We start from the raw sequence: 25,414 nt of genomic DNA, 5'->3' as shown, positions 1-25,414 counted from the left end.
ACACGATTGGCGAGGTGTAGCTTTCGTCTGGGAGAGCAGCAGCCGCTGATCAGCGGCACTGCCAAGGGGAGCCGCCGCAATGCATGAAAGTCCCGCGTCGGTTATCGGCCCCGTTTGCGATTCCCGATGCCTCTAGCTGGCTGACGGCGGCATTCATGGGGCCAATCGCTCAAACCGCAATGCGCTTCTGGCGGAATGCAGAGCGCTCCCGCGCCTTGCTGCCGATCATGGCCAGCATCTGCCTCGCCTGCATCGGCAGCGCCATGTTGACGACCGCGGTCTCATTCTACCTCGGCAAACCCGGCATCGCCCCGGAGGTCGTCCAGACCGTGCTGACAGCCTATCCAGTCGGCTTTCTGGTCGGATGCCTGATGACGCGGCCGCTGGTCGCCCGCTACGGTCATGAGCGAACCTTCGCGTTGATCCTAGCAACCGCGTTGCTATCGGCCGCGGGCTTCGTCTTCACCGACTTCGTGCCGAGTTGGTTCTGCTTTCGGCTGCTCGGCGGCATGTCGATGGCCTCGATGTTTGTTGTCTGCGAAAGCTGGATCAATCTCTATGCCGAGCAGCACAATCGCGGCGCGATGTTCTCGATCTACATGCTGACGACGGCCATCGCGGTGCTGCTCGGACAGATCCTGGTTGCGCTGGTCGGTCCGAGGTCGCCGCATCTGTTTTCCGTCGCCGCGGTGATGGTGCTTTTGGCGTTCGTGCCCAAAGTCGCCGGCCTGCGCTGGCCGGCACTGCCTTCCGTTCCGGCCGAGCCGGCGCCAACGATCGGAGCAAGGGCCGCACGGCTCGGGCCACTGGCGCTTTTCAAACTGGCGCCGGTGACAGTCGTCGCCATTTTCCAGGCCGGCATCACCAACATGAACATCTTCGTGCTGACGCCGATCTATGGGACACAGATCGGATTGTCGGCATCAGCCACGGTCTGGTTGGTCACAACGGTGAGCATTGCCGGCATGCTGGCGCAGACGCCGGTGGGCTGGCTGTCGGACCGGTTCGACCGACGCGTGATGCTGCTGGTGCAAGGACTCCTGGCGGTGACGGCCTGCGCCTCGATCGCATGGGTCGGCACTCTTTCCGTGCCGCTGCTGTTCGTGTTGTTCTTTCTCTATGGCGCGACCGCGCTGACGATCTATCCGGTGGCGATGGCATTCGCCGCCTCGCAACTGCCCGTCCGGCACATGGTCGCCGCCTCCGGCACACTTCTCTTGCTCTACTCGATTGGCAATGTGGCGACGCCGGGCGTTGCCGCAGGGCTGATGGTGCATCTCGGGCCGCCGGCAATGTTCCTGCTGCTCGGCGGCGGGGCGGTGCTGGTCACGCTCGCGGCCTGCTACAATCTTCTACGCCGGCCGGCCTCAGCACCGATCGCGCAAACTGTCGAGGAACAGGTTTGATGACGGACAATCCGGCAATGAACCGCCTGAAAGGCAGCGTCATCCTGATCGCGGGCGCAGCAAGTGGCATTGGCGCGGCCATTGCCCGGCGCTGCGTCGCCGAAGGTGCCAGCGTGGTCTGCGCCGACCATGATGCCGCGGCGGCGCAGACACTTGCCGACGGGCTCGGTTCCTCGGCAGTGGCTTGCCGTTGCGATGTCACCGACATCAACTCCGCCCGAAATGCCGTAGAGATCGCGAGAGAGCACTTCGGCCGATTGGATGGGCTCGTGCACAACGCCGCCGCGCCATCGACAGGCGCCACCGTCGTCGATCTCGACGAAAGCTCCTGGCGGCATGAGATCGACGTCAGCCTGACCGGCGCGTTTTTGATGAGCAAGTTCGCGGTGCCATTGATCGCGGCAAGCGGCGGCGGTTCGGTGGTGTTCATCGGCTCGCAATTTGGACGCGTCGCCACCACCAAGGCGGTTGCCTATTGCGCCGCCAAGGCAGGGCTCATCCACCTCGCCAAGGCGATGGCGGTCGACCACGCAGCCGACAAGGTGCGCGTCAACAGTCTGTCGCCCGGTGCGGTGGCGACCACGCGCCTGTTGCGCAGATTTCCAGACTTCGAGGCGGCCAATGCGGGTCTGGGACCGGCGCATCTGCTTGGCCGGATCGCTGAACCGGAAGAAATCGCCGCAGCAGCGGCTTTCCTGCTGTCGTCGGATGCGTCCTTCGTCACCGGCAGCGACATGCTCGTGGACGGCGGCTATGCAACGCGCTGACCTCGATATCCCTTGGCCACTTTCACAGGAGTTCACATGACGCTGCTTGTCACCGGCGGTACCGGCTTTGTCATGAGCGTGGTAGCACGCGAATGGCTGGACCGCGATCCGCAAGCCCGCGCCGTCATTCTCGACCGCTCGGGGCTCGATGCGATCGCGGAGAAATTCTTCGCGCCGGTGCGCGACCGCCTCACGGTCCTCACCGCCGACATACTCGAGCCGTCCGCATGGGCGGCCGCGCTCGATAAATACGGCATCAGCGCTATTGTCCACGGCGCGACGGTCACGCCGAATTCGCGCCCGAGCGACCCGAAACAACCGCCCGAGGCCGAGAACCCCAGCACCATCGTCGACGTCAATCTGATGGGCACGGTGCACATGCTGGAATGGGCGCGCAACCGTCCCGGCATCAAACGCTTCGTCTATGTCAGTTCCGGCTCCGTCTATCGCCATAATGGGCCGGACTGGAACGGCGAGCCGCTGCCCGAGGACGGCTACGTGGCGCCGCTGACACTTTACGGCATCTCGAAATTCGCGGCCGAAATGGTCACCGACCGCTACGCCGACCTGTTCGGTCTTTCCGCCATCTCGGTGCGGCTGTCGTCGGTCTACGGCCCGATGGACCGCGTGACCGGCAGCCGCAACGTCCGTCATTTGCCAAACCGCGTCGCGCATATGGCGCTGGCCGGCGAGACGATCCGGCCGAACAGCCTGGAGCCGCTCGGCGACTACGTGCTGTCGAGCGATGTTGCCCGTGCCATCATCGCCCTGCTCGATGCGGACCGCCTGCGCTACCGTCACTACAACATCGGCAGCGGCGCCACGCAGACCGTCGGCGACTTCATCGGCTGGGCCGCCGAGCGCTTCCCCGGCCTGAACGCCGAGATCAGCCCGCCCGAGACCGCGAACATCATCATGAACGCTGCACTGAAGACCGGCATGTGGGGCGAATACGACCTCGCCCGGATCGAGCGCGACACCAACTGGCGGCCGACGCCGGCCAGAGAGGCTTTCCACGACTACATGGACTGGATCGCCGCCAACGAGGTTTGAGGAGGACACCGTGCCAACCGATCACCAGCATGCGCAGCCGCGCGACTTCGTCGGTTACGGTCCGCGCCCGCCCTTAATGACCTGGCCGGGCGGCATCAAGCTCGCCATCAACCTCGTGCTCAACTATGAGGAAGGATCGGAGTACTCGTGGCTGGAAGATGGCCGCAACGACAATTGGGGCGAGTACAATCTCGCCAGCAGCCCACCGGTGCGCGACCTCGGCACCGAGACCCATTTCGAATATGGCAGCCGCGCCGGTGTGTGGCGCCTCGCGCGACTGTTCGACCGCTACGGCATTCCGATCACCATCTCGGCCTGCGCCGTGGCGCTGGAACGCAATCCGGCAGTGGTCGAATGGATGAATGCGCGCGGGCATGACCTGCTCGGCCATGGCCTGCGCTGGGTCGACTACGCGACGATGGAGCGGAGCGAGGAAGAGCGCCAGCTGCACGAGGCGGTCGCCCTTTACGAAAGGCTGACGGGCAAGCGCCCGGCCGGCTGGAACTGCCGCTCGTTCCCAAGCGTCAACACGCGCGACCTGCTCGTGCGCGAGGGCGGTTTTCTCTACCACTCCGATCCCTGTAACGATGACCTGCCCTATTTCCTCGACCACCAGGGCACCGAGGTGCTTGTCGTGCCCTATTCCAAGACCCTCAACGACAGCCGCTATCTGGTGGCGCCGGGCTACAGCAATCCGCGCGACTTCGCCGAGGATTGCCGCTCGGCGATCGACTACATGCTCGACGAAGCGGACGAGACCGGGGGCCGCATGCTGACGATCGGCATCCATGCGCGATGGATGGGCCAGCCCAACCGGGCGTCCGGACTGCGCGAAGTGATCGAGCACGTGAAGAAGAAACCGGCCGCCGCTTTCATGCGCCGCGAAGACATCGCCCGGTTCTGGCTGGAGAACCATGCCGGCTTCGAGCGGCGCGGCTGACGGCATGTTCGAAACGCTGATCCGGGGAGCCACCATCGTCAACGCCGAAGGGCTCGACCGGCGCGACGTGGGTATCGCCGGCGGCCGGATCGTGGCGCTCGTCGCGCCCGGCGAGACGGCTTCGGCCAGGATCGTCGTCGACGCCTCGGGCAGCTTCCTGTTGCCCGGCCTGGTCGACGCGCATGCGCATCTGCGCGAGCCGGGTCTGACGCACAAGGAGGACTTTTCCTCCGGCACGCATGCCGCAGCACTCGGCGGCGTGACGACGGTGCTTGACATGCCGACCGACGAGCCGTGGACGGCCACCGCCGGAGAACTTTCCGACAAGATGGCCATGGCCGAAGGGCGTATCCATGTCGATGTCGGCTTCCAGGCCGTGATCAGCCACGACCTGTCGCTCGTCCCTGGCCTGCTCGAGTTGGCGCCGGTGTCGTTCGAACTGTTCACCGCCGATGTGCCGGAGGCTTTCCTGTTTCAGACATTGGACGCGGTTACCGAGGCCCTCAGGAATTTTGGCGATGCCGATACGCTGATCGGCGTTTCGCCGGGCGATCAGTCGATGCTGACCGACAGCAGTGCGCGCCACAAGGCGGGGACCATCGCGGCCTTTCTCGACAGCCGGCCACCGCTGGCGGAAGCCGGCGGTATCGCGCGAGCCGTTCTTGCCGCCGCCTCGACCAATACCCGAATCCATGTCCGCCAAATCAACTCGGAACTGGGCGTAAAAATCTGGAGCCGACTGCGCGATCTGGCCGATGCCAGCGTCGAGACAACGCCGCAGAATCTGTCGTTCAGCGCCGACGACTACGAAACGCACGGCGCCAATCTGAAAGGCTCGCCGCCCTTGCGATCGCGGCAGGACGTCGATTGCCTGCGCGCTGCGCTGAAGGCCGGGCTGATCGACATCGTCGCCACCGACCACGCGCCGCACGCACCGGCCGAAAAGGCCGCGTCCTACGCGACTTTCGCCGACATCCCGGGCGGCATGCCGGGGCTGCAGACGCTGCTTCAGGCGATGCTGAAACTCGTCGACGAGGAACTGATAACGCTTGCTGATGTGGTGCGTATGTGCGCGCGCAATCCGGCGAAGCGCTTTGGGCTCGGCCAGCGCAAGGGACGAATCGCTGTCGGCTACGACGCGGACATCTTGATCGTCGACCCGCGGAAATCCAGCGCCATCGCCAACGGCGATCAGGTATCGCGCGCGGGTTACACGCCGTTCGATGGCTGGACCGTCAAGGCGCGGCTGACCAATGTCTTTCTGCGCGGGAAAGAAATCGTTCGCGATCAGGTGTTGATCGATCCCGCACAAGGAAAGCCTGTTCGTCGAGAAAGCTGAAGAAACAAGATGCCCCTGCTCAAGGACAAGGTCGCGATCGTTACCGGCGCAAGCTCCGGCATCGGCCGCGCTATCGCGCTCAACTTCGCGGCGGAAGGCGCCAGCGTCGTCATCGCCGATACGGTCGAACTGCCGATCGAGGGTGGCGAGAGCACCGCCAGCCTGATCCAGCAGGCCGGCGGAACGGCCATGCATGTTGTCACAGACATTTCGGACTGGAATTCGGTCGATGCGCTGGTCGCCACCACCGTGGCGCGCTTCAGCCGGCTGGATGTGATGGTCAACAACGCAGCCGTCTACACCAGCACCAATCTCGTGCAGACCTCGCCGGAGCAATGGAACCGTGTGATCGGCGTCAACCTGACAGGGTTCTTCTACTGCTGCAAACGCGCCGTCCTGCAGATGCTCACCCAGGCGCCGGTCAACGAGGTTCGCGGCCGCATCATCAACATTTCCTCCCAGCATGGCATGGTCGCCTGCCCCGGCGATTTTCCCTATTCGGTGAGCAAGGGCGGCATCGTGCAGATGACACGGCAGATCGCGGTCGACCACGCCGACGATCTGATCGTCTGCAACGCTATCGCGCCCGGCAAGATCATCACCGGCAAGCCGGGCGTGGCCAACAACTCCGATGCGCTCGACTATTCACGCCGGCGCACGCCGTGGCCACGGCTTGGTGCCCCGAGCGACGTTGCGGGCGCCGCCCTGTTCCTCGCCAGCGACATGGCAAGCTACGTTACCGGCATCAACCTGATGGTGGACGGCGGCTGGATGGCGGGCTGACGGAGGAAGACTAAGCCCGCCCCTGCCGGTGGGCGAGGTCGGCTCAGGAGTGACCCGGTTCAAGTCAGGGGACAAGGTGATCACCAGCGCGCTCGGCGCTGCGGCGACGATCAATTATAGGGCGAAACCGGAATGGCAGGACGAAGTGCTTCGTCTGACGGAGCAGCCGCTTCGTCGAGGTTTCCGGCATCAGACCCACCATCGACCGTGTCTTCCCGTTCGATGAGGCACCGGCCGCCTATAGTCATCTGGCGGCCGGTCAGCATTTCGGAAAGACCGTCATCGAAATCAGCGCATCGGGACGATCAAGCCGAAAGGCGCATCCGTCATTACAATCTAACGGCGGGCTTCAGGAGATCTTCGAGGCCGATGCGACGGAACATCTCGGCCCGGACGCGGTCCGCAACGCCGTTGACGATCTCGGCGCCGTCCTGAGACGGATCGACGTGGACGCGGAAGGGCCGCTGGCCGAAGGGCCTGCTGACGACGTCGATGATGGCGACGGCAACCTCGCCGGCATCGGCATCGGCAGGCTCGAGCGAGGCGAGCCCCTGCAACGCTTGCTCAGGCACGCCCTTGTAGGGGCCCTCATTGTATTCGGCTGCTCGCGCCGTATCGGCTGGCGAGCCGGAATGAGCGAAGTGGTTGGTTCCCTTGGTGAAGGCGCCCGGCACAATGATCGAAGTCTCGATACCCCAGCGCGTCAGCTCGGCCGCATAAGAGACGGCAAGCGAATCCATGGCGGCCTTGGCAGCGAAATAGGGCGACAGATAGGGCGGCGTACCGCCGCGGGTGCTCGAAGAAGAGACCCAGACAACAAGGCCCGTGCCCACCTTACGCATGTGTGGCAACGCCGCGCGGTTCACACGCTGGGTCGACAACACATTGATGTCGTAGAGTTCGGCGAACTGCTCCGGCGTAAAGGCCTCGGCGGGACCGAAGGACATATGTCCAGCGTTGTGGATCACGACATCAAGCCGGCCCGTGTCTGCGATGATCGTGGCAATGCCTGCCTCAACCGAGGCGTCGTTGGCGACATCGAGCTCGACGGTACGGAGGTCGACACCGTTGTCCTTGGCGAAGACAGCCGCGTCGGCTACGGCCTTGGCGTTGCGGGTCTGTGTGGCGCGGATGCCGGCATAGACAGTATGGCCGGCCTTGGCGAGAGCGCGGGCGGTGAGCGCGCCGAAGCCGCTCGAGGCGCCGGTGATGACGATGACGTGCTTGCTCATCATTGTGTTCCTTTCAGTTGTTCTTTGGGGTTTTAAGTTTGAGGGCGATGGCTCTCGCCATCGCCGCTTCTTCAAATCAGATCACGCCGCCGTTCGCGCGCAGCGTCTGGCCATTGATCCAGGCGCCATCCGGGCCTGCGAGGAAGGCGACGACGGCGGCGATGTCGGCTGGCGTGCCCAGACGTTCCAGCGGATTCATCTTGGCCATACGCTCGACCAGTTCGTCCGACTTGCCGTCGAGGAAGAGGTCGGTCCCAGTTGGTCCGGGCGCCACCGCATTGACGGTGATGCTGCGGCCACGCATCTCCTTGGCCATGATCGCCGTCAGCGTCTCGACGGCAGCCTTGGTGGCGGCATAGACGCCGTAGGTTTCAAGCTTTAGGCCAACGACTGTAGTCGAGAAGTTGATGACACGACCACCGTTGCGCAGGCGCTTGGCTGCTTCGCGCAGGGTGTTGAAGGTGCCCTTCAGGTTGACGTTGACCTGGCGGTCGAAATTGACGTCGTCGGCACTGGCGAGCGCAGACATCATCATGATGCCGGCATTGTTGACCAGAACGTCGATACCGCCAAAGGCGGTCTCCGCGCTGTCGAACATGCGGCGCACGGCATCGGCATCCGCCACATCGGCCTGGGCGGTAACAGCTTTGCCGCCAGCCTGCTCGATCTTGCGGACCACCTCTTCAGCCGCAGCCGCGCTGCCGGCATAGTTGACGATGACGGTGAAGCCATCCTTGCCGAGACGCTCGGCGATCGCGGCGCCGATGCCGCGCGAGGCGCCGGTGACGATGGCGACTTTGTTATTTTGTTCGGACATTGCCTTCTCCTTTGAAAAACGACGCATCGGTGCGTCGGGATAAGGGTGGTTTACATGTGGCCTTCATGCGGATAATTATCCAATATCTGGCATCACTTTCCGACAATCGCGAATAATAGACATGGATCGATTTGACGCCATGCGCGTCTTCACCCGCATCGTGGAGCGCCGCAGCTTCACCCTGGCCGCCGAGGATCTGGGGCTGCCGCGCTCGACCGTGACCGACGCGGTCAAGCGGCTCGAGGCGCGCCTCGGCGTGCGCCTGCTCCAGCGCACGACGCGCACAGTCAGCCCTACACTCGACGGCGAGGCCTATTACCAGCGTTGCCTGACGATCCTCGCCGATATCGAAGATGCCGAGGGCGCTTTTGCCGGCGCAAAGCCGAAGGGGCTACTGCGCGTTGATGTCCATGGTACGTTGGCCCGGCATTTTGTCCTGCCGAACCTGCCGGATTTCCTCGCGACTTATCCCGAGATCCAGTTCTACATGAGCGAGGGCGACCGGCTGGTCGACCTCGTCCGTGAAGGCATTGATTGCGTGCTGCGCGTGGGCGCCCCGCAGGATAGCGATATGATAGCGCGGAAAGTTGCGCTGCTCGATGAGGTCACGCTGGCGTCACCATCCTATATCGCCGCCTATGGGATGCCGAAGCACCCGCACTCGCTGGATGGGCATCACATGATCGGCTTTCGCTCATCGGCAACCGGGGGCTTGCTCCCGCTGGAGTTCTCGGTCGACGGCGATGTGCACGACGTGACTCTACCCGCCACCGTCTCGGTCAATGCGGCGGAGAGTTATCTGGCGGCGGCGAAACAAGGACTGGGCCTGATCCAGATCCCACGCTACCACGCCGAACACGCCCTAAGAGCTGGCGAAGTGGTCGAGGTGCTTGCGGGGTTCCCACCGTCCAGCACGCCCGTTTCGGTCCTCTATCCGCGCAACCGCCAACTCTCGCCACGCGTACGCGTGTTCATCGACTGGCTCGGCAGGATTTTCGTGCAAAGCGCTTAGTCAGAACCGAAGTTGATTTGAGTTGGCTCTCGAAGGTCACGTGGCAAGCTGAGGATGTTCACCAAGGTGAACGCGCGGACAAAGAGGATGTTGAAGCATCCGTCAGTTCGGCGAAGATTCCGCGCTTAGGTCCCTTTCAAAAACGCCTTCATGGAATCTGGAGTTGGGTTTCGGAGTAAGTACCGGCGTGCAGGCCCTTCGGCGACGTCCGATCCAGGCCATTGTATGACGAGCAGGCATTCACTAGTCTTTCCGTTAGGCCGGGAAACGCACGCATGATACCGAAACTGAACCGCTGGAAGCGCTTCGCCGACTGGGACGAACGGCCTTTGCGCCTGGACAAGTTTGCAGCCGAAGACCCTGCCAACGGCTTCTCCGCCTTCTCGAGTCCGGCCGATCCCAAACCAGGCATCGCCATCAAGGGCGGGCGCGTCGTGTCCCTCGATGGCGTACTCGAACACGACTACGACATGATCGACCGCTTCATTGCCCGCCATCACATCGATCCGGAAGTGGCGCCTGAAGCGATGGCGCTGGACTCAGCGACCGTCGCACGCTGGCTTGTCGACATGAACGTGCCGCGCGAAAAGCTCGTGCGGCTCGCCCATGGCATGACACCTGCGAAACTCGCCGAGGTCGTGTCGCAACTCAACGCGCTGGAGATCGCCTTCGCATACTCGAAGATGAGGGCACGCAAGACGCCGGGCAATCAGGCGCATGTAACCAACGCCAAGGACGACCCGCTCCAGCTCGCCGCGGATGCCGCAACAGCCGTCGCCTTTGGCTTCGACGAGATCGAGACAACGATGCGCGTGTCGCGCAACGCCTGGTCCAACGCGGTGGCGTGTGCGGTGGGCGGCGCGGTCGGCCGCTGGGGAACGCTGTTCCAATGCTCCAGCGAGGAAGCGGAGGAGTTGCGCATCGCCATGGCCGGCTTCACATCCTACGCCGAAACTGTTTCCGTCTACGGCACCGAAAAATCGTTCACCGATGGCGACGACACGCCATGGTCCAAGGCATTCCTCGCCGCCGCCTATGCCTCGCGCGGCGTCAAGATGCGCTGCACATCGGGTGCCGGCTCTGAGTTGCTGATGGGCTTCCATGAGGCAAAATCGCTGCTCTACCTGGAGGCGCGCTGCCTCTGCCTGCAGCGCGGCATGGGGGTGCAGGGCACGCAAAATGGTGGCATCGACGGGGCCCCATTGACCGCCACCATTCCTGGTGGTGTTCGCGAGCTGATGGCCGAGAACCTCATCGCCGTCTGGCTCGATCTCGAATGCGCATCAGGCAATGACGCGCGCTCCACCGAATCGGAAATTCGCGTCGGCGCCAAGATCCTTCCCTACCTGATTGCCGGCTCCGACCTGATTTGCTCCGGAATGGGATCGATCCTGAAATACGACAACTCGTTCAACCCGTCGCTGATCAACGGCGAGGAACTGGAAGACTATCTCGTGCTGCAGCGGGATTTCGAGGCCGATGGCGGTTTGACGCCGCTGCCCGAGTCACGCGCGATCGAGTTGCGCGAGCGGGCGGTGGAGGCGATCGCCGCCGTGTTCGAGGAACTCGGCCTTTCGACGCCGACCGAGGACATGAAGACCAGTGTGGTTTATGCCTCCGGCTCCGACGATACGCGCAGCCTGACGCCGCGCGACGTGAGCTTCATCAGCGAGGCCATCAAGGAGCGCGGCATCACCGTGATCGACGTGGTCAAGGCGCTGGCCAACCGCGGTTTCCGCGAAGAGGCCGAGAACCTCCTGAACGTGGTGAAGCTGCGCCTTTCCGGCGACTATCTCCAGACCTCGGCCATGATCCGCAATGGGCGGATCGTCAGCGCGGTGAACGATCCGAACGACTATCTCGGTCCCGGCTCCGGCTATCGCGTCTCCGAAGAACGCCGCCTGCAGCTCAACGACATCCGCGATGTGCTGGATCAGAAGGAAGTGCTGCGCTCCGAAGCCCTGCACGAGAAGGACGAAGCAAGGCACATCCGCTACCGCAACCTTGGGCCGGCGGCCAACGGGTCGGCAAACGATGACGTGGTGATCGGCATCAGCCCGGCCTTCGGGCTGAAGCTTTACCGAACGACGGCCGGACATCGGCTTTCCGAAGTCCTTGGCGCCATGCTCGATGCAATCCAAGCGCGCGGGCTGAAGGCGCGCGTCGTTCGCTTCCGTCACACGGCGGATACGTCCTTCCTCGGTCTGTCCGCCGCCCGGCTTGCCGGTAGCGGCATCGGCATCGGCATCCAGGCCAAGGGCACGGCCGTCATTCACCAGCGTGACCGCCAGCCGCACAACAACCTGGAGCTGTTTTCCAATGCGCCGATCACCAGGCTCGAGCACTATCGCGCGCTGGGTGCCAATGCGGCCGCTTATGCGCTGGGCGAAATGCCGGAGCCCATCGTGGTGCCGCAACGGGGCGAGGCGATGGGTTCGCGCTACCACGCCCGCGTCGCCCTCATCTACGCAATCGAAACCGGGCTGACAGAGGCTGGTGCCGCTCCCGAAGAGGTTGAAGTCATGCTGACGGGGGCGAAATCATGATCCGCACGCGTGCCGACTATCCGCTCGCCGAAACACAGCCCGGCGCCGTGACGGGCAAGCGCGGCAAGTCGCTTCCTGAGATAACGCTGGATTCGGTGCTTGCCGGCGACGTGACGATGGAAGACCTTCGCATCACACCGCAAGCGCTGCAGGCTCAGGCCGATGTGGCGCGCGATGTCGAACGGCCGACACTGGCCCTCAACTTCGAGCGGGGGGCGGAGCTTGTCGAGGTGCCCCAGGATTTCATCATGCAGGTATATGAATTGTTGCGCCCCGGCCGCGCCAAGTCCAAGGAAGAATTGCTAGAGGCCGCTGCGACGATGCGCGATACCTACCAGGCCGAACGCATCGCCCGTTTCATCGAAGAAGCCGCCGAGACTTATGCGGCGCGAGGCCTTTTCACATTCCGCTTCTGAAGGACCGCATGAACTGGAAAACCGGACTCCGTTCGCTCTACTACGTTGGCGCACCCGAGCCAGATGATCCGGTGCTGGTGCCGGCGCAAACCGCCATCCTGGTCATCGATGTTCAAAACACGTACCTGGAACGGCCGGATCGCGCGTCGCTTTCACCGCAAGAGCAGCACCGCTACGATCTGTGGACGCCGTTCCACGAGCGCATGCACGGCACGGTCATTCCGAACACGGCAAGATTGCTGGAGCTGGCACGGGCAAATGGCATCGAATGCCTCTTTGCCCGTATCGCTTGCCACACCAAGGACGGGCGCGACCGTTCGCTCTCCCAGAAAATGCCGGGGTGGAACAATTTACTTCTGCCCAAGAACGACGCGCCGTCGCAACTCGTTGCCGAGCTTCAGCCGGTCGGCGACGAAATCGTCGTAACCAAGACCACCGACTCCGCGCTGACGGGAACAAATCTTCGTCTGATCCTGCACAATCTTGGCATCAGGAATGTCATCTGTTGCGGCATCTTCACGGACCAGTGCGTGTCATCGACGGTGCGCAGCCTGGCGGATGAAAGCTATGCCGTCATCGTGATCGAGGATTGCTGCGCGGCGGCGACCGACGAGCTTCATCGCAAGGAGCTCGAAATCATCAATATGATCTACTGCCACGTCATGTCGAGTTTCGAGCTTTGCAAAATCATGGCCTTGGCAAAGTGACGCTACGTCCGTAGTGTCATTGCAGCACTCGCAGGCTGGGACACATCGGCCGCCATGTGCGGGGAACAAATACAGCTGTCACGAATGGAGGGGCTTCATGGCCATCGAAACTGCAAGCGGAACGATCGACGTTTCGAAGAGTAACAGCATCAACCTTTTGCACTCGAAGGCCGTGGGGCTCGCGGGAGTGCTCTTTCTGGCCGTCACCGGCGCTGCACCAATGTCGGCAATGCTGGGCAATGTCCCGTTCGCGGCCGGCTACGGCATCGGCAAATATACGCCGGCCGCCTTCCTGATGGCGACGATCGTGCTGACTATCTTCTCGGTCGGCTATGCCGCGATGGCATCGCGCGTGTCGTCGGTCGGCGGCTTTTACTCCTTCATCAGCCAGGGGCTCGGCCGTGAGGTCGGCATGTCCGCAGGCATAGGCTCGCTCGCCTGCTATTCGCTGTTCGAGGCCTCCCTCACCGGGTTGTTCGCGTTTTTTGGCAATTTGTGGATTTCCCAGCACTTCGGCATCAACGTGCCGTGGATCGTCCTTGCCCTGGCCATGATCGTGGTCATCGCAGCACTTGCCTATCGCGATGTGAAGGTGTCGGCACGATTGCTCGGGATAGCCCTCATTCTTGAAGTGATCATGCTCGTGATCTTCTCCCTGGGCGTGCTTTTTGCCCATGGCGGGACGAACTTTTCCGGCGATTCGTTGAATATGTTCAAGGTGTTCACGCCTGTCGCCGAGCAGACAGTCGGAACCGTCGCCATACCGGCGGGCGCGGCGGCCGTCGGCATCTTCATGGCGTTCTGGTCGTGGGTCGGCTTTGAGATGGCGCCGAACTATGCCGAGGAATCCCGCGATCCGAAGCGCATCATTCCGCAATCGCTGCTGATTTCGGTCATCGGCCTTGGCCTGTTCTACACCTTCGTCAGCTGGTGCGCGGTGGCAGCCTATCCCACCGAGGCCGACATGGTGGCCAAGGCATTCTCCGACGGGGTGAACTTCTTCCTGACACCGGTTCAGAGTTTTGTCGGCGGCTGGGGCTACCAACTGATGTCGCTTCTCATCCTGACTAGTTCCTTCGCCTGCGGCATGGCCTTCCACAACACCGCTTCCCGCTACCTGTACTCGCTGGCGCGCGAAGGCGTTCTGCCACAGGCGATCGCGGAGACGCATGATCACCACAAGAGCCCCCACAAGGCCTCGGCCCTGCAATCGGTGCTGGCGGCGGTATGGGTCCTGCTCTACGGTTTGGCCTACGGCTTCGATGATCCGTCGGGACAGGCCTGGCTTGGTGTCTATACGCTGTTTGCGGTGCTCGGCACCGGACTGCTCCTGGTGCTGCAGGCCGTTGTCTCGCTGGCGATCTACATGTGGTTCAAGAAGAACGGCGGCGGCGGCGTGCTGACGACTGTCATTTCGCCGTTGATCTCGCTCGTTGTCCAGCTGGTCCTCGTCTACACGCTGGTGGCCAATCTGGCGACACTGGGCGGCACCAATGGCTTCGCCAGGAGCATCCCCTACGTAGGGCTTGCGATCCTTGTCGTCGGCCTGATCTGGGGCTTCGTGCTGAAGTCCGCCAACCCCAAGGCATACGAGAACATCGGTCACATGGTGAACGAAGGCTAGGGCGTCCATCGCCCTGGAATCCTTTTCGGCAACGGGGACAGAGTATCACTCTGTCCCCGTCTCATTTTGGAGCTTCAAATCATGACCCAGTCTTTGAAGGGTCGGTCCGTTGTCGTTACAGGCGGATCGAAAGGCATCGGCAAGGGCATAGCGCGGGTGTTCGCGCTCTCGGGTGCCAAGGTCGCCATCATTGCGCGCCATGCCGACCAGGCCGAAGCCGCGGCCGCCGAGATCGGCCACGGAGCCTTCGGCGTGGTTGGCGACGTCACTTCACTCGCCAGCATTGAGGGCGCACTTGCGGCGGCAGCCGCAAGAAACGCTGGCATCGACGTGTTGTGCGCCAATGCCGGAATTTTCCCGCAGGCGCGGCTCGAGGACATGACCTCGGAACAATGGGACGCGGTTGTCGACACCAACCTCAAGGGCACCTTCCACGCAGTCAGGGCGGCGGTTCCCTATCTCAAGAAATCCGACCAGGGCCGCATCGTGCTGACGTCCTCGATCACGGGACCGGTCACCGGTTTTCCCGGGTGGTCGCACTACGGCGCCACCAAGGCGGGACAGCTCGGCTTTATGCGCACGGCCTGCATCGAGCTGGCGAAATACGGCATCACCGTCAACGCCGTCATGCCGGGCAACATCGTGACCGAGGGCCTTGCCGGCCTGGGCGAGGACTACCAGAAGACCATGGCAGCCTCGATCCCGCTCAAGCGGCTCGGAACCGTGGAGGACATCGGCCACGCCGCGCTCTACTTTGCTTCGAAGGAGGCAGGCTATGTGACGGGGCAGACGATCATCGTCGACGGCGGCCAGATCCTGCCGGAGAGCCTGGAAGCACTGGCCTGATGATGGCGTCCAATCATTCGCGTCGAATGGCGGCCGGGCAGAGCTAGTCTAGGAAAACTTGCTCAGATACGACTCGCACAGCCCGACCGTTCCCTCGGTGTAAGGGAGGCCCATCGACCTGGCGAGGTCCGTCTCCGCGTGCGAGCCGATCCATGCAACGAGGAGCAGGCGCCGCAGCATCACGAAGGTCGGGATCTCGTCCTCGTCCGCCTTGGGCAGGTCAAGCACACGGCGATAGCCGGTCGTCCACGACTGGATAAGATCGGCTGCTTGCGGCTCGTGCTCGTAGAAGGAGATGGGCGTCGCCGCGTCATACATATACCAGCCGAAGCCGCAGTCGTCGAAGTCTATGACCTTCACTGTCTTGCCGTCGATCAGCAGGTTGGCGAGCCGCAGGTCGCAATGAATGAGGCCGAAGCGGTCATGGCCTTTGCCGAAGGCGGCGAGCCTGCGGCCGATCAGGTCTACGGTCCGGCCAAAGAGCTTGGCTTTCGCAGCGTCGACGCCCATGCCGTCGCGCCAACTCCCCCAATGGGGGCTTTCCTCGCCGAGGCTTGTCTCGAAATCCCATACGTGGCGGCTGAACCAGGAAGGGCGCCGCCACTGCCGGGCGTGGATGTGCATGCGGGCCGTCACCTCGCCCAGCACCTCAAATGGTTCCGCGAGCGCCTCGCCTATGCCTGGCTCCGAACCGGTCTCCCATTGCGACAACACGACATGACGGGGTCGCGCCAATCTGGCATGGCCAACAAGCTGGATTTGCTCGCCGTCCTTGCCCGCGACCGGCACGGGTGTAGAGACAATCCGGGTCTGGCGCAGATCGGTCAGCCAGGCCAGTTCAGATTGGATAGCCGTCCTTGAATGGTAACCGTCGCGGTGGATTCGAAGCGCCCACCGCCGGCCGTCGCGAGCCGCAATCTTGTAGGTCGCGTTCTCCGACAGGTTGATCATCTCGACGGAAACGTCCGCCGGCAGATCGTAGCTGGCGGTGGCTGTCTCCGCCGTCTCCTGCAGGATGCCGAGTTGCTGGTCGTGGGTGAGCGCGTCGAAATCCGTCACTATCCGTCCTGCCCAATCATTGCACCCTTGTCCCCTGCCCGAACCCGCGCGATCCCGGCAAGTCCAGCCGCCGGCTTGAACTGGACGCCTGGCAGTTTCAACCAGGTTCGGGACATGTCAACTCGCCTTGCCTGCCTGATGCAGCAGCTCTCGCGCACGCGGCATTGCCGCATCGAAACGATCCATGATGTCCTGGCAGGTTTCGTGATCCAGAAGAACGCCGGGCTTCCACTGCAGCACCCGCTTGTCGAGTGACGAGAAAATCGCCCAAACGCCCTGCTCGTAGAGTGCACGTGACACGAAGACCGCGCCTTCCGGGTGATTGCTGAATTCCAGGCCAAGGATCACGCCTTTCTGGCGCACCCCGGTGAAGATATCGCCGTGACGAACCGACATCTCGCGCATAGCCTTTGCCATGAACCCGGTCACGGTGCCGACATTGGCCACCAATTCAGGCCGCTGCAGCATCTCGATGACCTTGTGGCCGACGACACAGCCGAGTTCGGCCCCGCCGGTGGTCGAGATGTGGGCCGCCCCATCCTCGTTGAGCCAGCCGCCGGCCTTGTCGTTCACCAGCGCCGCGCTGATCGGATAGAGTCCGCCGGACAGGCCCTTTGCCGTCACCATGATGTCCGGCTGGACGCCATAGGCCTGCCAGCCCCACATGCTGCCGGTCCGCATCAGGCCGGTCTGGACCTCGTCGGCGATGTACATCGTGCCATGCTTTTCGCACAGCGCTTTGCAGGCGTTGAGATAGCCGTCTTTCGGCATCGGGAAGCCGTATGTGGCGGGGATCGTCTCGATAATCAACGCGGCGACGTCCTCGCCCTTGAGCGCCTTCTCCATGGCATCGATATCGTTGAAGGGAACCTGGATGAACGTCTCCGGTTGGTCGGAGAGAAAGATCTTGGTGAAGCGATCGTCGCCGGTCGCTACCGCGAGCCCCGAATGTCCGTGATAACCTTTGATGATCGACACGATCTTGCGCCGCTTGGTGGCATAGCGAGCGCTCTTGATGGCGATGTCCACCGCCTCCGCGCCGCCCGGCGCAAAGATCGCATATTTCATTCCCGGCGAGACATTGACGAGGGATTCGGCCAGCGCCGTTCGCGCGACGGACGGGAACCAATGATTGCCGATGTCGAAATAGTCGAGCGCGCTCTTCAGCGTCTCTACCAGCTCCGGATTGCGGTGACCGAGATTGTAGGTGCCGCCATTCAGGTGCAGGTCGATCAGCCGGCGCCCCGACATGTCGTAGAGGAAATAGCCCTCCCGCCTGCCGATCACGAGATCGATCCCGGCTTTCTGCCAGAACCTGGTCTTGTCGGGATTCCAGAAACGGATTGCCTTGTCGAAAAAATCCTGCTTCGACTCGAACTTGAAGGGGCCGAAGTCGTACATGCCTGTCTTTTCCTCAGAGGTTGATCGGCGCGCAACAAAGCTGGCGAGGCTCACCCACCGGATGATGCAGGATTACGAGCCGCGGAGAAAGGGTGGTGAAGGATGATCCTGAAGGACAGGACGGCGATCGTCACCGGGGCAGGATCAGGCATCGGCAGGGCGGCAGCGTTGATCATCGCGCGCGAGGGTGCGATGGTCGGCGTCGCGGATCGCAGTGCTGACGGCGCGAACGCGACCGTCGAACAGATCTGTGCGGCGGGTGGCCGGGCGAAAGCGCTTGTGTTCGACCTGACAGACGACAAGGCTCTTGAAGCCGGTTTTCACGATTTCATCCACACTCAAGGCAGGATCGACATCCTCCACAATCATGCCGGCGTACAGGTCGAGGGTGACGTGCTTGGTGTGAGTGTCAAAGGCTTCGACACATCCTGGACGCTCAACGTGCGGGCTCATTTCCTCGGTGCCCGCATCGTCATGCCGTTTATGAAAGAGGCAGGTCGCGGGGTCATCCTCAACACGTCGTCGAGCTCCGGCGTGCTCTACGACCGTGAGATGATCGCCTATACGACGACCAAGCACGCGGTGATCGCGATGACGAGGCAGATGGCGGGCGACTATGGCCGCTTCGGCATTCGCGTCAACGCGCTTTGCCCCGGTTGGGTGGACACGCCCTTCAATGCTCCTTTCATCGCCCAGATGGGGGGCCGGGAAGCCATCGAAGCCTACATCCGCGAAAGGGTGCCGCTTGGCCGTTGGGCAAGCGTCGAGGAAATCGCGGAGGCAGTGCTGTTTCTGGTGTCCGACCGGTCCTCATACATGACGGGCCAGATTCTGGTTATCGATGGAGGAGAAACGGTGATCTAGGTACTGAGATCAAGGAATTCCTCGATAACTGCAATGAATTCGCATTGCACCAGAGATGGGCTATCCGGCGGCAATGGCCGAACGTGCCGAGCCGGGCGCGACTCCGGATCCGGGAACATCCGCAGCCATTCTTCATTCACGGCATTCCTGTCGCTGCTGTCACGGAGATAGATCTCCACCTTGATAATGTCCTCCACCCTGCCGCCCGTGGCCTCGATGATGGCACGCATATTGGCAAACACATTGGCTGACTGATCCGCCATCTCGACCGACAACTCGTGAGTGGTCGGACTCACACCGTGAACCGCTCCCGAGAACACCATGTTGCCGATCCGACAGGCATTGGGAACTGGATGCCTGTGCCTCAGTCCTTTCACCGAAATGCTCTTGCGCATGGTTCTGTTGATCCTCCGCGAGATCTGATCCGTGGGATAATTCGTAAATTGCCGGTGCCGAACGGTTGGAGTCAGGTTGCACACGAATGCACCTGGACCGGCTATCGTCTCGCGCGCAAAATCGAGGCTTGGGCGGGCGGCGAAGAAACGCCCGTATCAGGACGCGGCGCAGGAGGCTCATAGCCGGAAGTCAGTTGAATTCCGCACGTCTCGGGCAGCATAAGGGTCGCGGCAAAAGCGATGCCGTAGCCCAACAGCGCAACGAGGCCGATCGCCTCCGCCAGGTTGATATATTGCGCCAGTATCCCGATACTAGATACGGCTGCCGCGCCTGCCGCCTTGCCGGAGTTGTAAGCAAAACTCTGGCCGCTCGCGCGAATGGCAGAGGGGAAAAGCTCGGTGAAGAACGGTCCCAACGCCGCATAGTTTCCGATTGTGAAGAAGCCGAACGGCGCACCCAGGACAACCAGCAGCCAGCCGGATAGCGGCAAGAACATGTAAGCGACGGTAACCAGCCAGGAACACACCAGAAAGAGCTGGAATGTCCGCCGCCGCCCCAGATAATCGGCCAGGTATGCGCTGGCCAGAAATCCGAAAAACGAGCCACCGGTCACCACGAACACGTAGTATCCCGAAGTGCTCGGCGGCAGCCCGCGCACGGTCCTCATAAACGTTGGCAGCCAGTTGACGATTGCGCCACCAACGCCAATCACGCCAAATGCAAGCAGCGAGGAGAGCACCGTTATTCGCAGCGTTTCCGGCTGAAATATCGCCCCCAATCCCGGACGAGTTCCGCTCCTCTCGACAAGCTCGCGCGTTTTGACAAAAACCTCAGGCTCCTCGATCTTGCGGCGCAAATAGAGAACCAGAAGGCCGGGAAGAACGCCGATCATCAACAGCACGCGCCAGCCATACTCCTCGGGCAGGTGCGCCAAAACCACGCCTGCCATGATGGCGGCCGCGCTCCATCCGATGCCGAATCCGCTCTGGACGGTGCCCACGGCCTTGCCGCGATGTTCGGCGCGAATGATCTCGCCCATGAGAACCGCGCCGGCCGCCCACTCACCGCCGAAGCCCAGCCCTTGCAGGATGCGCAAGAACATCAGCTGCTGGAAGTTCTGTGCAAAACCGGCGAGGAAGGAGAAGAGGCAGAACCACAGGATTGTGAACTGCATGATGCGGGCACGACCGAAACGGTCAGCGAGGTATCCACAGGCCCATCCGCCGACCGCCGCGGAGAGCAGCGTCGCCGTAGCCAGGTAACCGGCCTGCGCCGTCGTCATTCCCCAGGCCACAATGAGAATTGGCAATACGAAGCTGAACAGCTGCGCGTCCATCGCATCCACTGCCCAGCCGGCGAAGCAACCCCAGAAGGTGTTCCGCTCCCGCTCCGTCAACTGCTTGTACCAAGTGAACATTTTCTCCTCCCGTAGTTGCTTTGCTGTGGGGCCGGCTAAACGACCAATGGGGTGAGACCTCCGTCCATGGTCAGCGAAGCCCCTGTCACGTAAGAGGATCTGGCGCTGGCGAGGAAAAGTGCGGCGTCGGCCACTTCTTCCGGCTTTGCATAGCGCCGCAGCGGAATGCGTTGCTCGTTCAGCCGCAGCAGTTCCTCCGGCGCCTTGCCCGTCATTTTGGATTCGACTTCAAGCGACATCTGCAGACGCTCGGTCATGGTGGCGGCGGGATTGATGACGTTGACCCTTATGCCGGCGGGGCCCCAGGCGGCCGCCAGTCCCGCCGAGGCGAGCATCAGCGCCGCGTTGGCGGCCCCTCCCGGCAAATGCATGGGGGATGCGATCTTACCGCCGGTGCCGACTATGTTGACGATCGTGCCCGCGCGCCGTGCCACCATCAGGGGCAGGACGTAGTCCATGACGTTCATGTAGGTGAAGAATTTCGCGTCCATCGCGGTACGCCACTTGTCTGGCGTCAACTCGTCCGGAGGAACTCTCCTTGCGCCGCCGGCCGAATTGATCAAGGACGAGATCGGACCCACCTGATCCTCCAGCGCGGCGACCATTTCCTTTGCCGCAAGCCCGTCCGACAGGTCGGCGGCGAAGGTCGCTACCGACAGACCATCGGCAGCCATGCTTGCTTTCGCGTTGTCCAGGTTCTCCTGACTGCGCGATACAATCGCCACGCGGGCCCCTTCCCTGCCGAAGGCGTGCGCGCAGGCCAGCCCTATTCCCTTGCTGCCCCCGGTAATCAGGACAACTTTGCCGTCGAGTTCGAGATCCATCTCAGTGATCCTGTTTTGGGCCATGGGCATTGTGGACGTTGATCGGGGTTCCCGTCGCGAACGCCACGATCTGATCGAATGCGTTGCCGTAGGCGAACTCGTAATTGTCACGTTCGACGTAGCCGAGATGCGGTGTGCACAGTGCGTTGGGAAGCCTGAGCAAGGCGTCGTCGGGATTGGTGAGCGGCTCGCGTTCGAACACATCGACGGCCGCTTTTCCGGGTCGGCCGCGCTTCAGCGCCGACACCAAAGCCCCTGGCTGAATCAACTCGGCACGGCTGGTGTTCACAAGCAGAGCAGTCGGCTTCATCATGGCCAGATCATCAGGACCAATCACACCGGTGGTCTCGGCATTCAGCCGCAGATGCAAACTGAGGACATCCGCCAGCCGGAACAGCGAGTCCTTGTCCGGAGCAGTGTTGAACCCTTCAGCTTTGGCACGAGCCAGTGAGCCCTCGCGGCCCCACACCAGCACATCCATGCCGAAGGCCATGCCGATCCGCGCGACCATCGAGCCCAACCGGCCGAAACCATAGATGCCCAGAACACGCCCCCTCAAGCCCAGCCCGATGGTCGTCTGCCAATGGCCTTGCCGCAGCGATGCACTCTCGAACGGAATGTTGCGCATCGCTGCAAGGATCAACCCCCAGGTAAATTCCACCGTCGAATAGGACGGACGCGATGTGAGAGCGGACGAAACGACGACGCCATGCCTATCGCAAGCCGCCAGATCGATGTGGGGGATGTGACCGTTCTGGCTGATGAGCTTCAAGTTGGGCAGGCGGCTGAGCAGGCTTTCATCGATCCTGGTGCGCTCACGCATCAGCACAAGGACATCTGCCTCGAACAGACGATTTGCCAGGACGTCGATGTCCTCAACGATATCGGTCCAGATGGTAACGTCATGGCCTTCCAGTTTGGAAAAGCAGTCCAGCGTGCGGACGACGTCCTGGTAATCGTTGATGATGGCGACGCGGAGCTTCTTCACTGGATGACCTATCGCTCTATGCATTGCCCGGCAGATCCGCCACCGAGGTACCGGCTTCGATCGCTTCGCACTTCGCCTCTTCAAAGGCTGACTTCTTCAGCGCCTTTGCGAGAACTTCGGCGGCTCGGGCGATCGGGATGAAGCAGACGCCGGTTTCGTCCGCGACAACAATGTCGCCGGGGGCAACCCTGACACCGGCGATCTGGATATCGCCATTGATCTCCACGGTTTCGATCCGCCATTTGCCGGTGACAGGTGTGATCTCGGTGGCCCACAGGGGATATCCGACCCGTCGCGAATGTCCGAGGTCGCGAATGCCTCCGGAGACGATCGCGCCCGCCTCCCCCTGTCTTTTTCCTGTCTGGGCCGAAATTCCGCCCATGTTCGAAACGCCGGCGACGCCATCGATGACCACCACATCACCCGGCAATGCCAGGTTGTGGGCTTCGAACTCTGCCATCCGGTTGACGTGGTCGCGCGCCGTTTCGTAGACATGCTCGCGCTGCAGGATGTTGCGCACCGTAAGCGCGGGACCGACAATCGACGTTGATGGCAGGGTCGGCTTCAGAGTTGATGCGCCAATCGCCCCGGTGATACCGAGCTCATCCATAATATCCGAAATGACGCTCGAGGCGTCGCCGATCCGCTTGAACCCGTCGATCAGACCCTTCGGTGGACGCGGTGTTCGCATCAATCGAATGCGGTCAGGGCTGATCTTGCCAGTAAGTTTCGGCAGCACGTCCGCGAAAGCGAGATCATTCATGGCGTATCCTCTATTTTTGTACGGAGCTTTTATCACCGATGGCGAGATGCGCGCATTCACTCGCATGTGTTCGGTTGCTCGTTCGAAACAGGATTGCCTGCCGCGTTCAGTGCGTCCAATTTAGAATTAGACACAAGCATCATTTCCTGGGTGAATAACGTGCGCCTCGATCTGAACCTGATCGCAGTCCTTGAGGCCATCATGCTGGAAAGGAATGTCACGCGTGCGGCCGCGAGCCTGGCGATGAGTCAGCCGGCAGTGAGCAATGCGTTGCGTCGCGCTCGCAAGCTGACGAAAGATCAGCTCTTCCTCAAGACCGCGACGGGTGTCCAACCGACGTCTCGCATGGTCGCGATGTGGCCCGAAATTCATCGCTCGCTTACGGCAATCCGCGCCTCGTTCGCGCCCGACGATTTCGATCCGGGATCGGATACGACCAGTTTTCGAATTGCGGTCACAGACAGTCTTGCAATGGAAGGTGTCAGCGCAATCACGCTGAAGTTACAGGCCGCATCCCCGCGTGCCCGCGTTTCTTTTGCAGTTCATACCCATGAGGACTCGCTGGAGGGAATCGACCGTGGCGCACTCGACTGCGCGGTAGGCATGTTTGCCTCGCTGCCGAGAGAAGTACATGTGCAAAGTCTCCGGACGGATCGCTATGTCTGCGTCATGCGCAGCGGGCACGAACTGGCGCAGTCTCTGAGCCTCGATCAGTTCACCGCTGCGGCGCACGTTTTGGCAACCCCATCCGGTCTGGAACTGGGGCTTGTGGACGGCTGGCTCAGCCTGACGGGGCGAACAAGAACGATCGTTGCCGTCGTCAATCATTTTGCCGATGCGCTGAGGATTGCCGCACAGAGCGACCTTCTTACCTGCGTCCCACTTGGCTTCTTCAACGGACCGTGGCGCGCCATTGCAGATGAGCGTCAGCTGGTGGTGCGCGACTTGCCGTTCGAGACAGAGAAGCTGCTCTACAAGCTGATCTGGCACGAACGATTGCACACTCACCCTGCCCACCAATGGTTTCGTTCGCTGGTGGGAGATGTCTGCGGATCGCCCCGCGACGGCTCGTCGATTGAGGACGCTGCCCCAGCCACGCAAGCATAGTCTGGCTTATGGAGGCCTATCCCTGACTGTAGTCCACGGGCACATAGGTGTAGGCGTTATCGGCGTCGCGTCGCACGCGGCCCAATCCAGGAAACGATATGTGGGCGCCGCCCACGATATAGCCATTCTGTGCCGCATCTGCGAATGCAAGTTCGTGCACCTGTTGGGCCTCCGATGCGTCCCCATCGTACCGGATTGTGACAGAAGGGTCTTTGAACTGCACCGCGGCGACATGCACGACATCGCCCCACAGGACTATCTTATCGCCCCTGCTCTCGACCACGTACATGGTGTGTCCGGGCGTATGCCCATAAGCGGTTTGCGCGCGCACGCCAGGCACGAGGTCGGTGTTGCCTTCGAAGACGGCGAGCTTGCCAGCTCGCATGTATGGCGTGATCGATGCTATGGCGGCCTCAAAGAATCGCTTCGCTTCAGCGGGAGCAGCGCGCATGTTTGCCTCGCTTAGCCAGTAATCGGTGTCCCGCTTTTCGACACGCACAATTGCATTGGGAAAAGCTCTCTGGCTCTCGGCCATGAGACCCCCAACGTGATCCGTGTGCAGATGTGTGAGGTAAAGCTCGTCGATCTGCTCCGGCTGATAGCCTGACGCGCGCAGATTGCTTAACAGATGACCTGTGGTTGCCCCCAACAGTGAGCCTGCGCCAGCGTCGATCAAGACCAGCTTGGCTCCGGTATTGACGAGAAAGGAATTGTGGGAGGTCTCGATGAGGTCGCCGAGATAGTTGCGTTTCAGTGCTTCTTCGATTCGAGCCGGGTCGCCCTGCAGTAACTTCGTGGCAGGCAGCATATTGCTGCCATCGGATAGCGCCGTTATCTCAAAATCGCCCACCGCCAAGCGATAAAACCCGGGTGCCTGGCTTTTCACCATGGGCGCATCCGCGAACAGAGGCGTCGCAAAACAGCTGGCCAGGCAAAAACAGCCAGCGGCCAAAAGGCTGCGACGGGTGGGATTGATGACGCCGCCGCTGGTCAACTGGGACTGGACAGTGCCTTCGGCGTCGTCGAACAAGCGATCAAGCGTTTTGCGGGGAGCGACCATTTTGGACCTCTATTTGCGTTCTGTCGGAGCACCCAGATGGACGTAAG

At 62.1% G+C, this 25,414-nt stretch carries 24 protein-coding genes and 1 pseudogene; 15 read left to right on the top strand and 10 right to left on the bottom strand.

Features of this window, described 5'->3' with window-relative positions; genetic code table 11:
• Positions 1 to 155 precede the first annotated feature (155 nt).
• The 7 genes and pseudogenes from B5V02_RS05225 to B5V02_RS42610 all read left to right on the top strand — a co-directional run.
• On the top strand, positions 156 to 1,406 hold the full coding sequence (locus B5V02_RS05225; RefSeq protein WP_111543126.1) for an MFS transporter: 1,251 nt from the start codon (positions 156 to 158) through the stop codon (positions 1,404 to 1,406).
• Entirely contained in the window at positions 1,406 to 2,173 is a 768-nt protein-coding gene (locus B5V02_RS05220) for an SDR family NAD(P)-dependent oxidoreductase (protein ID WP_111543125.1), read from the top strand. The genes B5V02_RS05225 and B5V02_RS05220 overlap by 1 nt, the downstream gene beginning before the upstream one ends.
• Before the next feature lie 36 nt (positions 2,174 to 2,209).
• Positions 2,210 to 3,226: an NAD-dependent epimerase/dehydratase family protein gene (locus tag B5V02_RS05215; RefSeq protein ID WP_111543124.1), complete on the top strand. Its 1,017-nt coding sequence runs from the start codon at positions 2,210 to 2,212 to the stop codon at positions 3,224 to 3,226.
• Between the two features lie 10 nt (positions 3,227 to 3,236).
• Positions 3,237 to 4,166 carry an allantoinase PuuE gene (locus B5V02_RS05210; RefSeq protein WP_111543123.1) on the top strand — a complete coding sequence of 310 codons (930 nt, stop codon included), beginning with the start codon at positions 3,237 to 3,239 and terminating at the stop codon, positions 4,164 to 4,166.
• The gene (locus B5V02_RS05205; RefSeq protein ID WP_245445703.1) at positions 4,141 to 5,505 is read left to right on the top strand and encodes a dihydroorotase; all 1,365 of its coding nucleotides are present in this window, start codon (positions 4,141 to 4,143) and stop codon (positions 5,503 to 5,505) included. The genes B5V02_RS05210 and B5V02_RS05205 overlap by 26 nt, the downstream gene beginning before the upstream one ends.
• Before the next feature lie 9 nt (positions 5,506 to 5,514).
• Complete coding sequence (locus B5V02_RS05200) at positions 5,515 to 6,288, top strand: SDR family NAD(P)-dependent oxidoreductase (RefSeq protein WP_111543122.1); 774 nt, start codon at positions 5,515 to 5,517, stop codon at positions 6,286 to 6,288.
• Positions 6,289 to 6,476: 188 nt separating this feature from the next.
• Positions 6,477 to 6,560: pseudogene (locus B5V02_RS42610) on the top strand (hypothetical protein); the annotation flags it as partial.
• A gap of 57 nt (positions 6,561 to 6,617) precedes the next feature.
• On the opposite strand, the gene B5V02_RS05190 reads toward B5V02_RS42610, so the two are convergent.
• The gene (locus B5V02_RS05190; RefSeq protein ID WP_111543748.1) at positions 6,618 to 7,520 is read right to left on the bottom strand and encodes an SDR family oxidoreductase; all 903 of its coding nucleotides are present in this window, start codon (positions 7,518 to 7,520) and stop codon (positions 6,618 to 6,620) included.
• 76 nt (positions 7,521 to 7,596) lie between these two features.
• Positions 7,597 to 8,337 (bottom strand): SDR family oxidoreductase, encoded by a 741-nt coding sequence (locus tag B5V02_RS05185; RefSeq protein WP_111543121.1) that lies wholly within the window; start codon positions 8,335 to 8,337, stop codon positions 7,597 to 7,599.
• Positions 8,338 to 8,458: 121 nt separating this feature from the next.
• On the opposite strand from B5V02_RS05185, the gene B5V02_RS05180 reads away from it, so the two are divergent.
• The 6 genes from B5V02_RS05180 (at position 8,459) to fabG (ending at position 15,488) form a co-directional block, all read left to right on the top strand.
• A complete protein-coding gene (locus B5V02_RS05180; RefSeq protein ID WP_111543120.1) occupies positions 8,459 to 9,349 on the top strand; it encodes a LysR family transcriptional regulator in 891 nt (296 codons plus the stop codon).
• A gap of 275 nt (positions 9,350 to 9,624) precedes the next feature.
• Positions 9,625 to 11,895: a propanediol/glycerol family dehydratase large subunit gene (locus B5V02_RS05175; protein WP_111543119.1), complete on the top strand. Its 2,271-nt coding sequence runs from the start codon at positions 9,625 to 9,627 to the stop codon at positions 11,893 to 11,895.
• The gene (locus B5V02_RS05170; RefSeq protein ID WP_111543118.1) at positions 11,892 to 12,311 is read left to right on the top strand and encodes a diol dehydratase small subunit; all 420 of its coding nucleotides are present in this window, start codon (positions 11,892 to 11,894) and stop codon (positions 12,309 to 12,311) included. The genes B5V02_RS05175 and B5V02_RS05170 overlap by 4 nt, the downstream gene beginning before the upstream one ends.
• Positions 12,312 to 12,319: 8 nt before the next feature.
• Positions 12,320 to 13,018, top strand: coding sequence for a cysteine hydrolase family protein (locus B5V02_RS05165; protein ID WP_111543117.1), 699 nt, complete (start codon positions 12,320 to 12,322; stop codon positions 13,016 to 13,018).
• Between the two features lie 97 nt (positions 13,019 to 13,115).
• Positions 13,116 to 14,642 (top strand): APC family permease, encoded by a 1,527-nt coding sequence (locus tag B5V02_RS05160; RefSeq protein ID WP_111543116.1) that lies wholly within the window; start codon positions 13,116 to 13,118, stop codon positions 14,640 to 14,642.
• 81 nt (positions 14,643 to 14,723) lie between these two features.
• A complete protein-coding gene (gene fabG / locus B5V02_RS05155; protein WP_111543115.1) occupies positions 14,724 to 15,488 on the top strand; it encodes a 3-oxoacyl-ACP reductase FabG in 765 nt (254 codons plus the stop codon).
• Positions 15,489 to 15,536: 48 nt separating this feature from the next.
• Here the strand turns inward: fabG and B5V02_RS05150 are convergent, their stop codons facing one another.
• Both B5V02_RS05150 and B5V02_RS05145 read right to left on the bottom strand, forming a co-directional pair.
• Positions 15,537 to 16,547: a phosphotransferase enzyme family protein gene (locus B5V02_RS05150; protein ID WP_111543114.1), complete on the bottom strand. Its 1,011-nt coding sequence runs from the start codon at positions 16,545 to 16,547 to the stop codon at positions 15,537 to 15,539.
• A 117-nt stretch (positions 16,548 to 16,664) separates the two neighbouring features.
• Positions 16,665 to 17,948: a class-III pyridoxal-phosphate-dependent aminotransferase gene (locus B5V02_RS05145; RefSeq protein WP_111543113.1), complete on the bottom strand. Its 1,284-nt coding sequence runs from the start codon at positions 17,946 to 17,948 to the stop codon at positions 16,665 to 16,667.
• A gap of 102 nt (positions 17,949 to 18,050) precedes the next feature.
• On the opposite strand from B5V02_RS05145, the gene B5V02_RS05140 reads away from it, so the two are divergent.
• Complete coding sequence (locus tag B5V02_RS05140) at positions 18,051 to 18,812, top strand: SDR family NAD(P)-dependent oxidoreductase (protein ID WP_111543112.1); 762 nt, start codon at positions 18,051 to 18,053, stop codon at positions 18,810 to 18,812.
• On the opposite strand, the gene B5V02_RS05135 is transcribed toward B5V02_RS05140, so the two are convergent.
• The 5 genes from B5V02_RS05135 to B5V02_RS05115 all read right to left on the bottom strand — a co-directional run bounded on the left by B5V02_RS05135 (position 18,809) and on the right by B5V02_RS05115 (position 23,260).
• The gene (locus B5V02_RS05135) at positions 18,809 to 19,207 is read right to left on the bottom strand and encodes a RidA family protein (protein WP_111543111.1); all 399 of its coding nucleotides are present in this window, start codon (positions 19,205 to 19,207) and stop codon (positions 18,809 to 18,811) included. The two genes, B5V02_RS05140 and B5V02_RS05135, sit on opposite strands and share 4 nt — an antisense overlap.
• A 101-nt stretch (positions 19,208 to 19,308) precedes the next feature.
• Positions 19,309 to 20,673 carry an MFS transporter gene (locus tag B5V02_RS05130; RefSeq protein WP_281004917.1) on the bottom strand — a complete coding sequence of 455 codons (1,365 nt, stop codon included), beginning with the start codon at positions 20,671 to 20,673 and terminating at the stop codon, positions 19,309 to 19,311.
• Positions 20,661 to 21,449, bottom strand: a complete 789-nt coding sequence (locus B5V02_RS05125) for an SDR family oxidoreductase (protein WP_111543109.1) — start codon at positions 21,447 to 21,449, stop codon at positions 20,661 to 20,663. Before B5V02_RS05125 ends, B5V02_RS05130 begins: the two co-directional genes overlap by 13 nt.
• A 1-nt stretch (position 21,450) precedes the next feature.
• Positions 21,451 to 22,437 (bottom strand): D-2-hydroxyacid dehydrogenase family protein, encoded by a 987-nt coding sequence (locus B5V02_RS05120; protein WP_342633848.1) that lies wholly within the window; start codon positions 22,435 to 22,437, stop codon positions 21,451 to 21,453.
• 16 nt (positions 22,438 to 22,453) lie between these two features.
• Complete coding sequence (locus B5V02_RS05115) at positions 22,454 to 23,260, bottom strand: RraA family protein (RefSeq protein WP_245445701.1); 807 nt, start codon at positions 23,258 to 23,260, stop codon at positions 22,454 to 22,456.
• Positions 23,261 to 23,359: 99 nt separating this feature from the next.
• Between B5V02_RS05115 and B5V02_RS05110 the strand changes: the two genes are divergently transcribed.
• Positions 23,360 to 24,307 carry a LysR family transcriptional regulator gene (locus B5V02_RS05110; RefSeq protein WP_245445699.1) on the top strand — a complete coding sequence of 316 codons (948 nt, stop codon included), beginning with the start codon at positions 23,360 to 23,362 and terminating at the stop codon, positions 24,305 to 24,307.
• A 16-nt stretch (positions 24,308 to 24,323) separates the two neighbouring features.
• On the opposite strand, the gene B5V02_RS05105 is transcribed toward B5V02_RS05110, so the two are convergent.
• Complete coding sequence (locus B5V02_RS05105) at positions 24,324 to 25,367, bottom strand: MBL fold metallo-hydrolase (RefSeq protein ID WP_111543106.1); 1,044 nt, start codon at positions 25,365 to 25,367, stop codon at positions 24,324 to 24,326.
• Positions 25,368 to 25,414: the final 47 nt, after the last annotated feature.

The organism is Mesorhizobium kowhaii, assembly GCF_003253745.1.
Taxonomy (GTDB): domain Bacteria; phylum Pseudomonadota; class Alphaproteobacteria; order Rhizobiales; family Rhizobiaceae; genus Mesorhizobium; species Mesorhizobium kowhaii.
The sequence above is the reverse complement of the archived record's forward strand: the minus strand, read 5'-3'. Positions and strand labels throughout refer to the sequence as shown.

Coding starts and splice junctions, on each gene's coding strand:
- B5V02_RS05225 (WP_111543126.1), top strand. CDS start 156: ATGGGGCCAATCGCTCAAACCGCAATGCGCTTCTGGCGGAATGCAGAG.
- B5V02_RS05220 (WP_111543125.1), top strand. CDS start 1,406: ATGACGGACAATCCGGCAATGAACCGCCTGAAAGGCAGCGTCATCCTG.
- B5V02_RS05215 (WP_111543124.1), top strand. CDS start 2,210: ATGACGCTGCTTGTCACCGGCGGTACCGGCTTTGTCATGAGCGTGGTA.
- B5V02_RS05205 (WP_245445703.1), top strand. CDS start 4,141: ATGCCGGCTTCGAGCGGCGCGGCTGACGGCATGTTCGAAACGCTGATC.
- B5V02_RS05200 (WP_111543122.1), top strand. CDS start 5,515: ATGCCCCTGCTCAAGGACAAGGTCGCGATCGTTACCGGCGCAAGCTCC.
- B5V02_RS05190 (WP_111543748.1), bottom strand. CDS start 7,520: ATGAGCAAGCACGTCATCGTCATCACCGGCGCCTCGAGCGGCTTCGGC.
- B5V02_RS05185 (WP_111543121.1), bottom strand. CDS start 8,337: ATGTCCGAACAAAATAACAAAGTCGCCATCGTCACCGGCGCCTCGCGC.
- B5V02_RS05180 (WP_111543120.1), top strand. CDS start 8,459: ATGGATCGATTTGACGCCATGCGCGTCTTCACCCGCATCGTGGAGCGC.
- B5V02_RS05175 (WP_111543119.1), top strand. CDS start 9,625: ATGATACCGAAACTGAACCGCTGGAAGCGCTTCGCCGACTGGGACGAA.
- B5V02_RS05170 (WP_111543118.1), top strand. CDS start 11,892: ATGATCCGCACGCGTGCCGACTATCCGCTCGCCGAAACACAGCCCGGC.
- B5V02_RS05165 (WP_111543117.1), top strand. CDS start 12,320: ATGAACTGGAAAACCGGACTCCGTTCGCTCTACTACGTTGGCGCACCC.
- B5V02_RS05160 (WP_111543116.1), top strand. CDS start 13,116: ATGGCCATCGAAACTGCAAGCGGAACGATCGACGTTTCGAAGAGTAAC.
- fabG (WP_111543115.1), top strand. CDS start 14,724: ATGACCCAGTCTTTGAAGGGTCGGTCCGTTGTCGTTACAGGCGGATCG.
- B5V02_RS05145 (WP_111543113.1), bottom strand. CDS start 17,948: ATGTACGACTTCGGCCCCTTCAAGTTCGAGTCGAAGCAGGATTTTTTC.
- B5V02_RS05140 (WP_111543112.1), top strand. CDS start 18,051: ATGATCCTGAAGGACAGGACGGCGATCGTCACCGGGGCAGGATCAGGC.
- B5V02_RS05135 (WP_111543111.1), bottom strand. CDS start 19,207: ATGCGCAAGAGCATTTCGGTGAAAGGACTGAGGCACAGGCATCCAGTT.
- B5V02_RS05125 (WP_111543109.1), bottom strand. CDS start 21,449: ATGGATCTCGAACTCGACGGCAAAGTTGTCCTGATTACCGGGGGCAGC.
- B5V02_RS05105 (WP_111543106.1), bottom strand. CDS start 25,367: ATGGTCGCTCCCCGCAAAACGCTTGATCGCTTGTTCGACGACGCCGAA.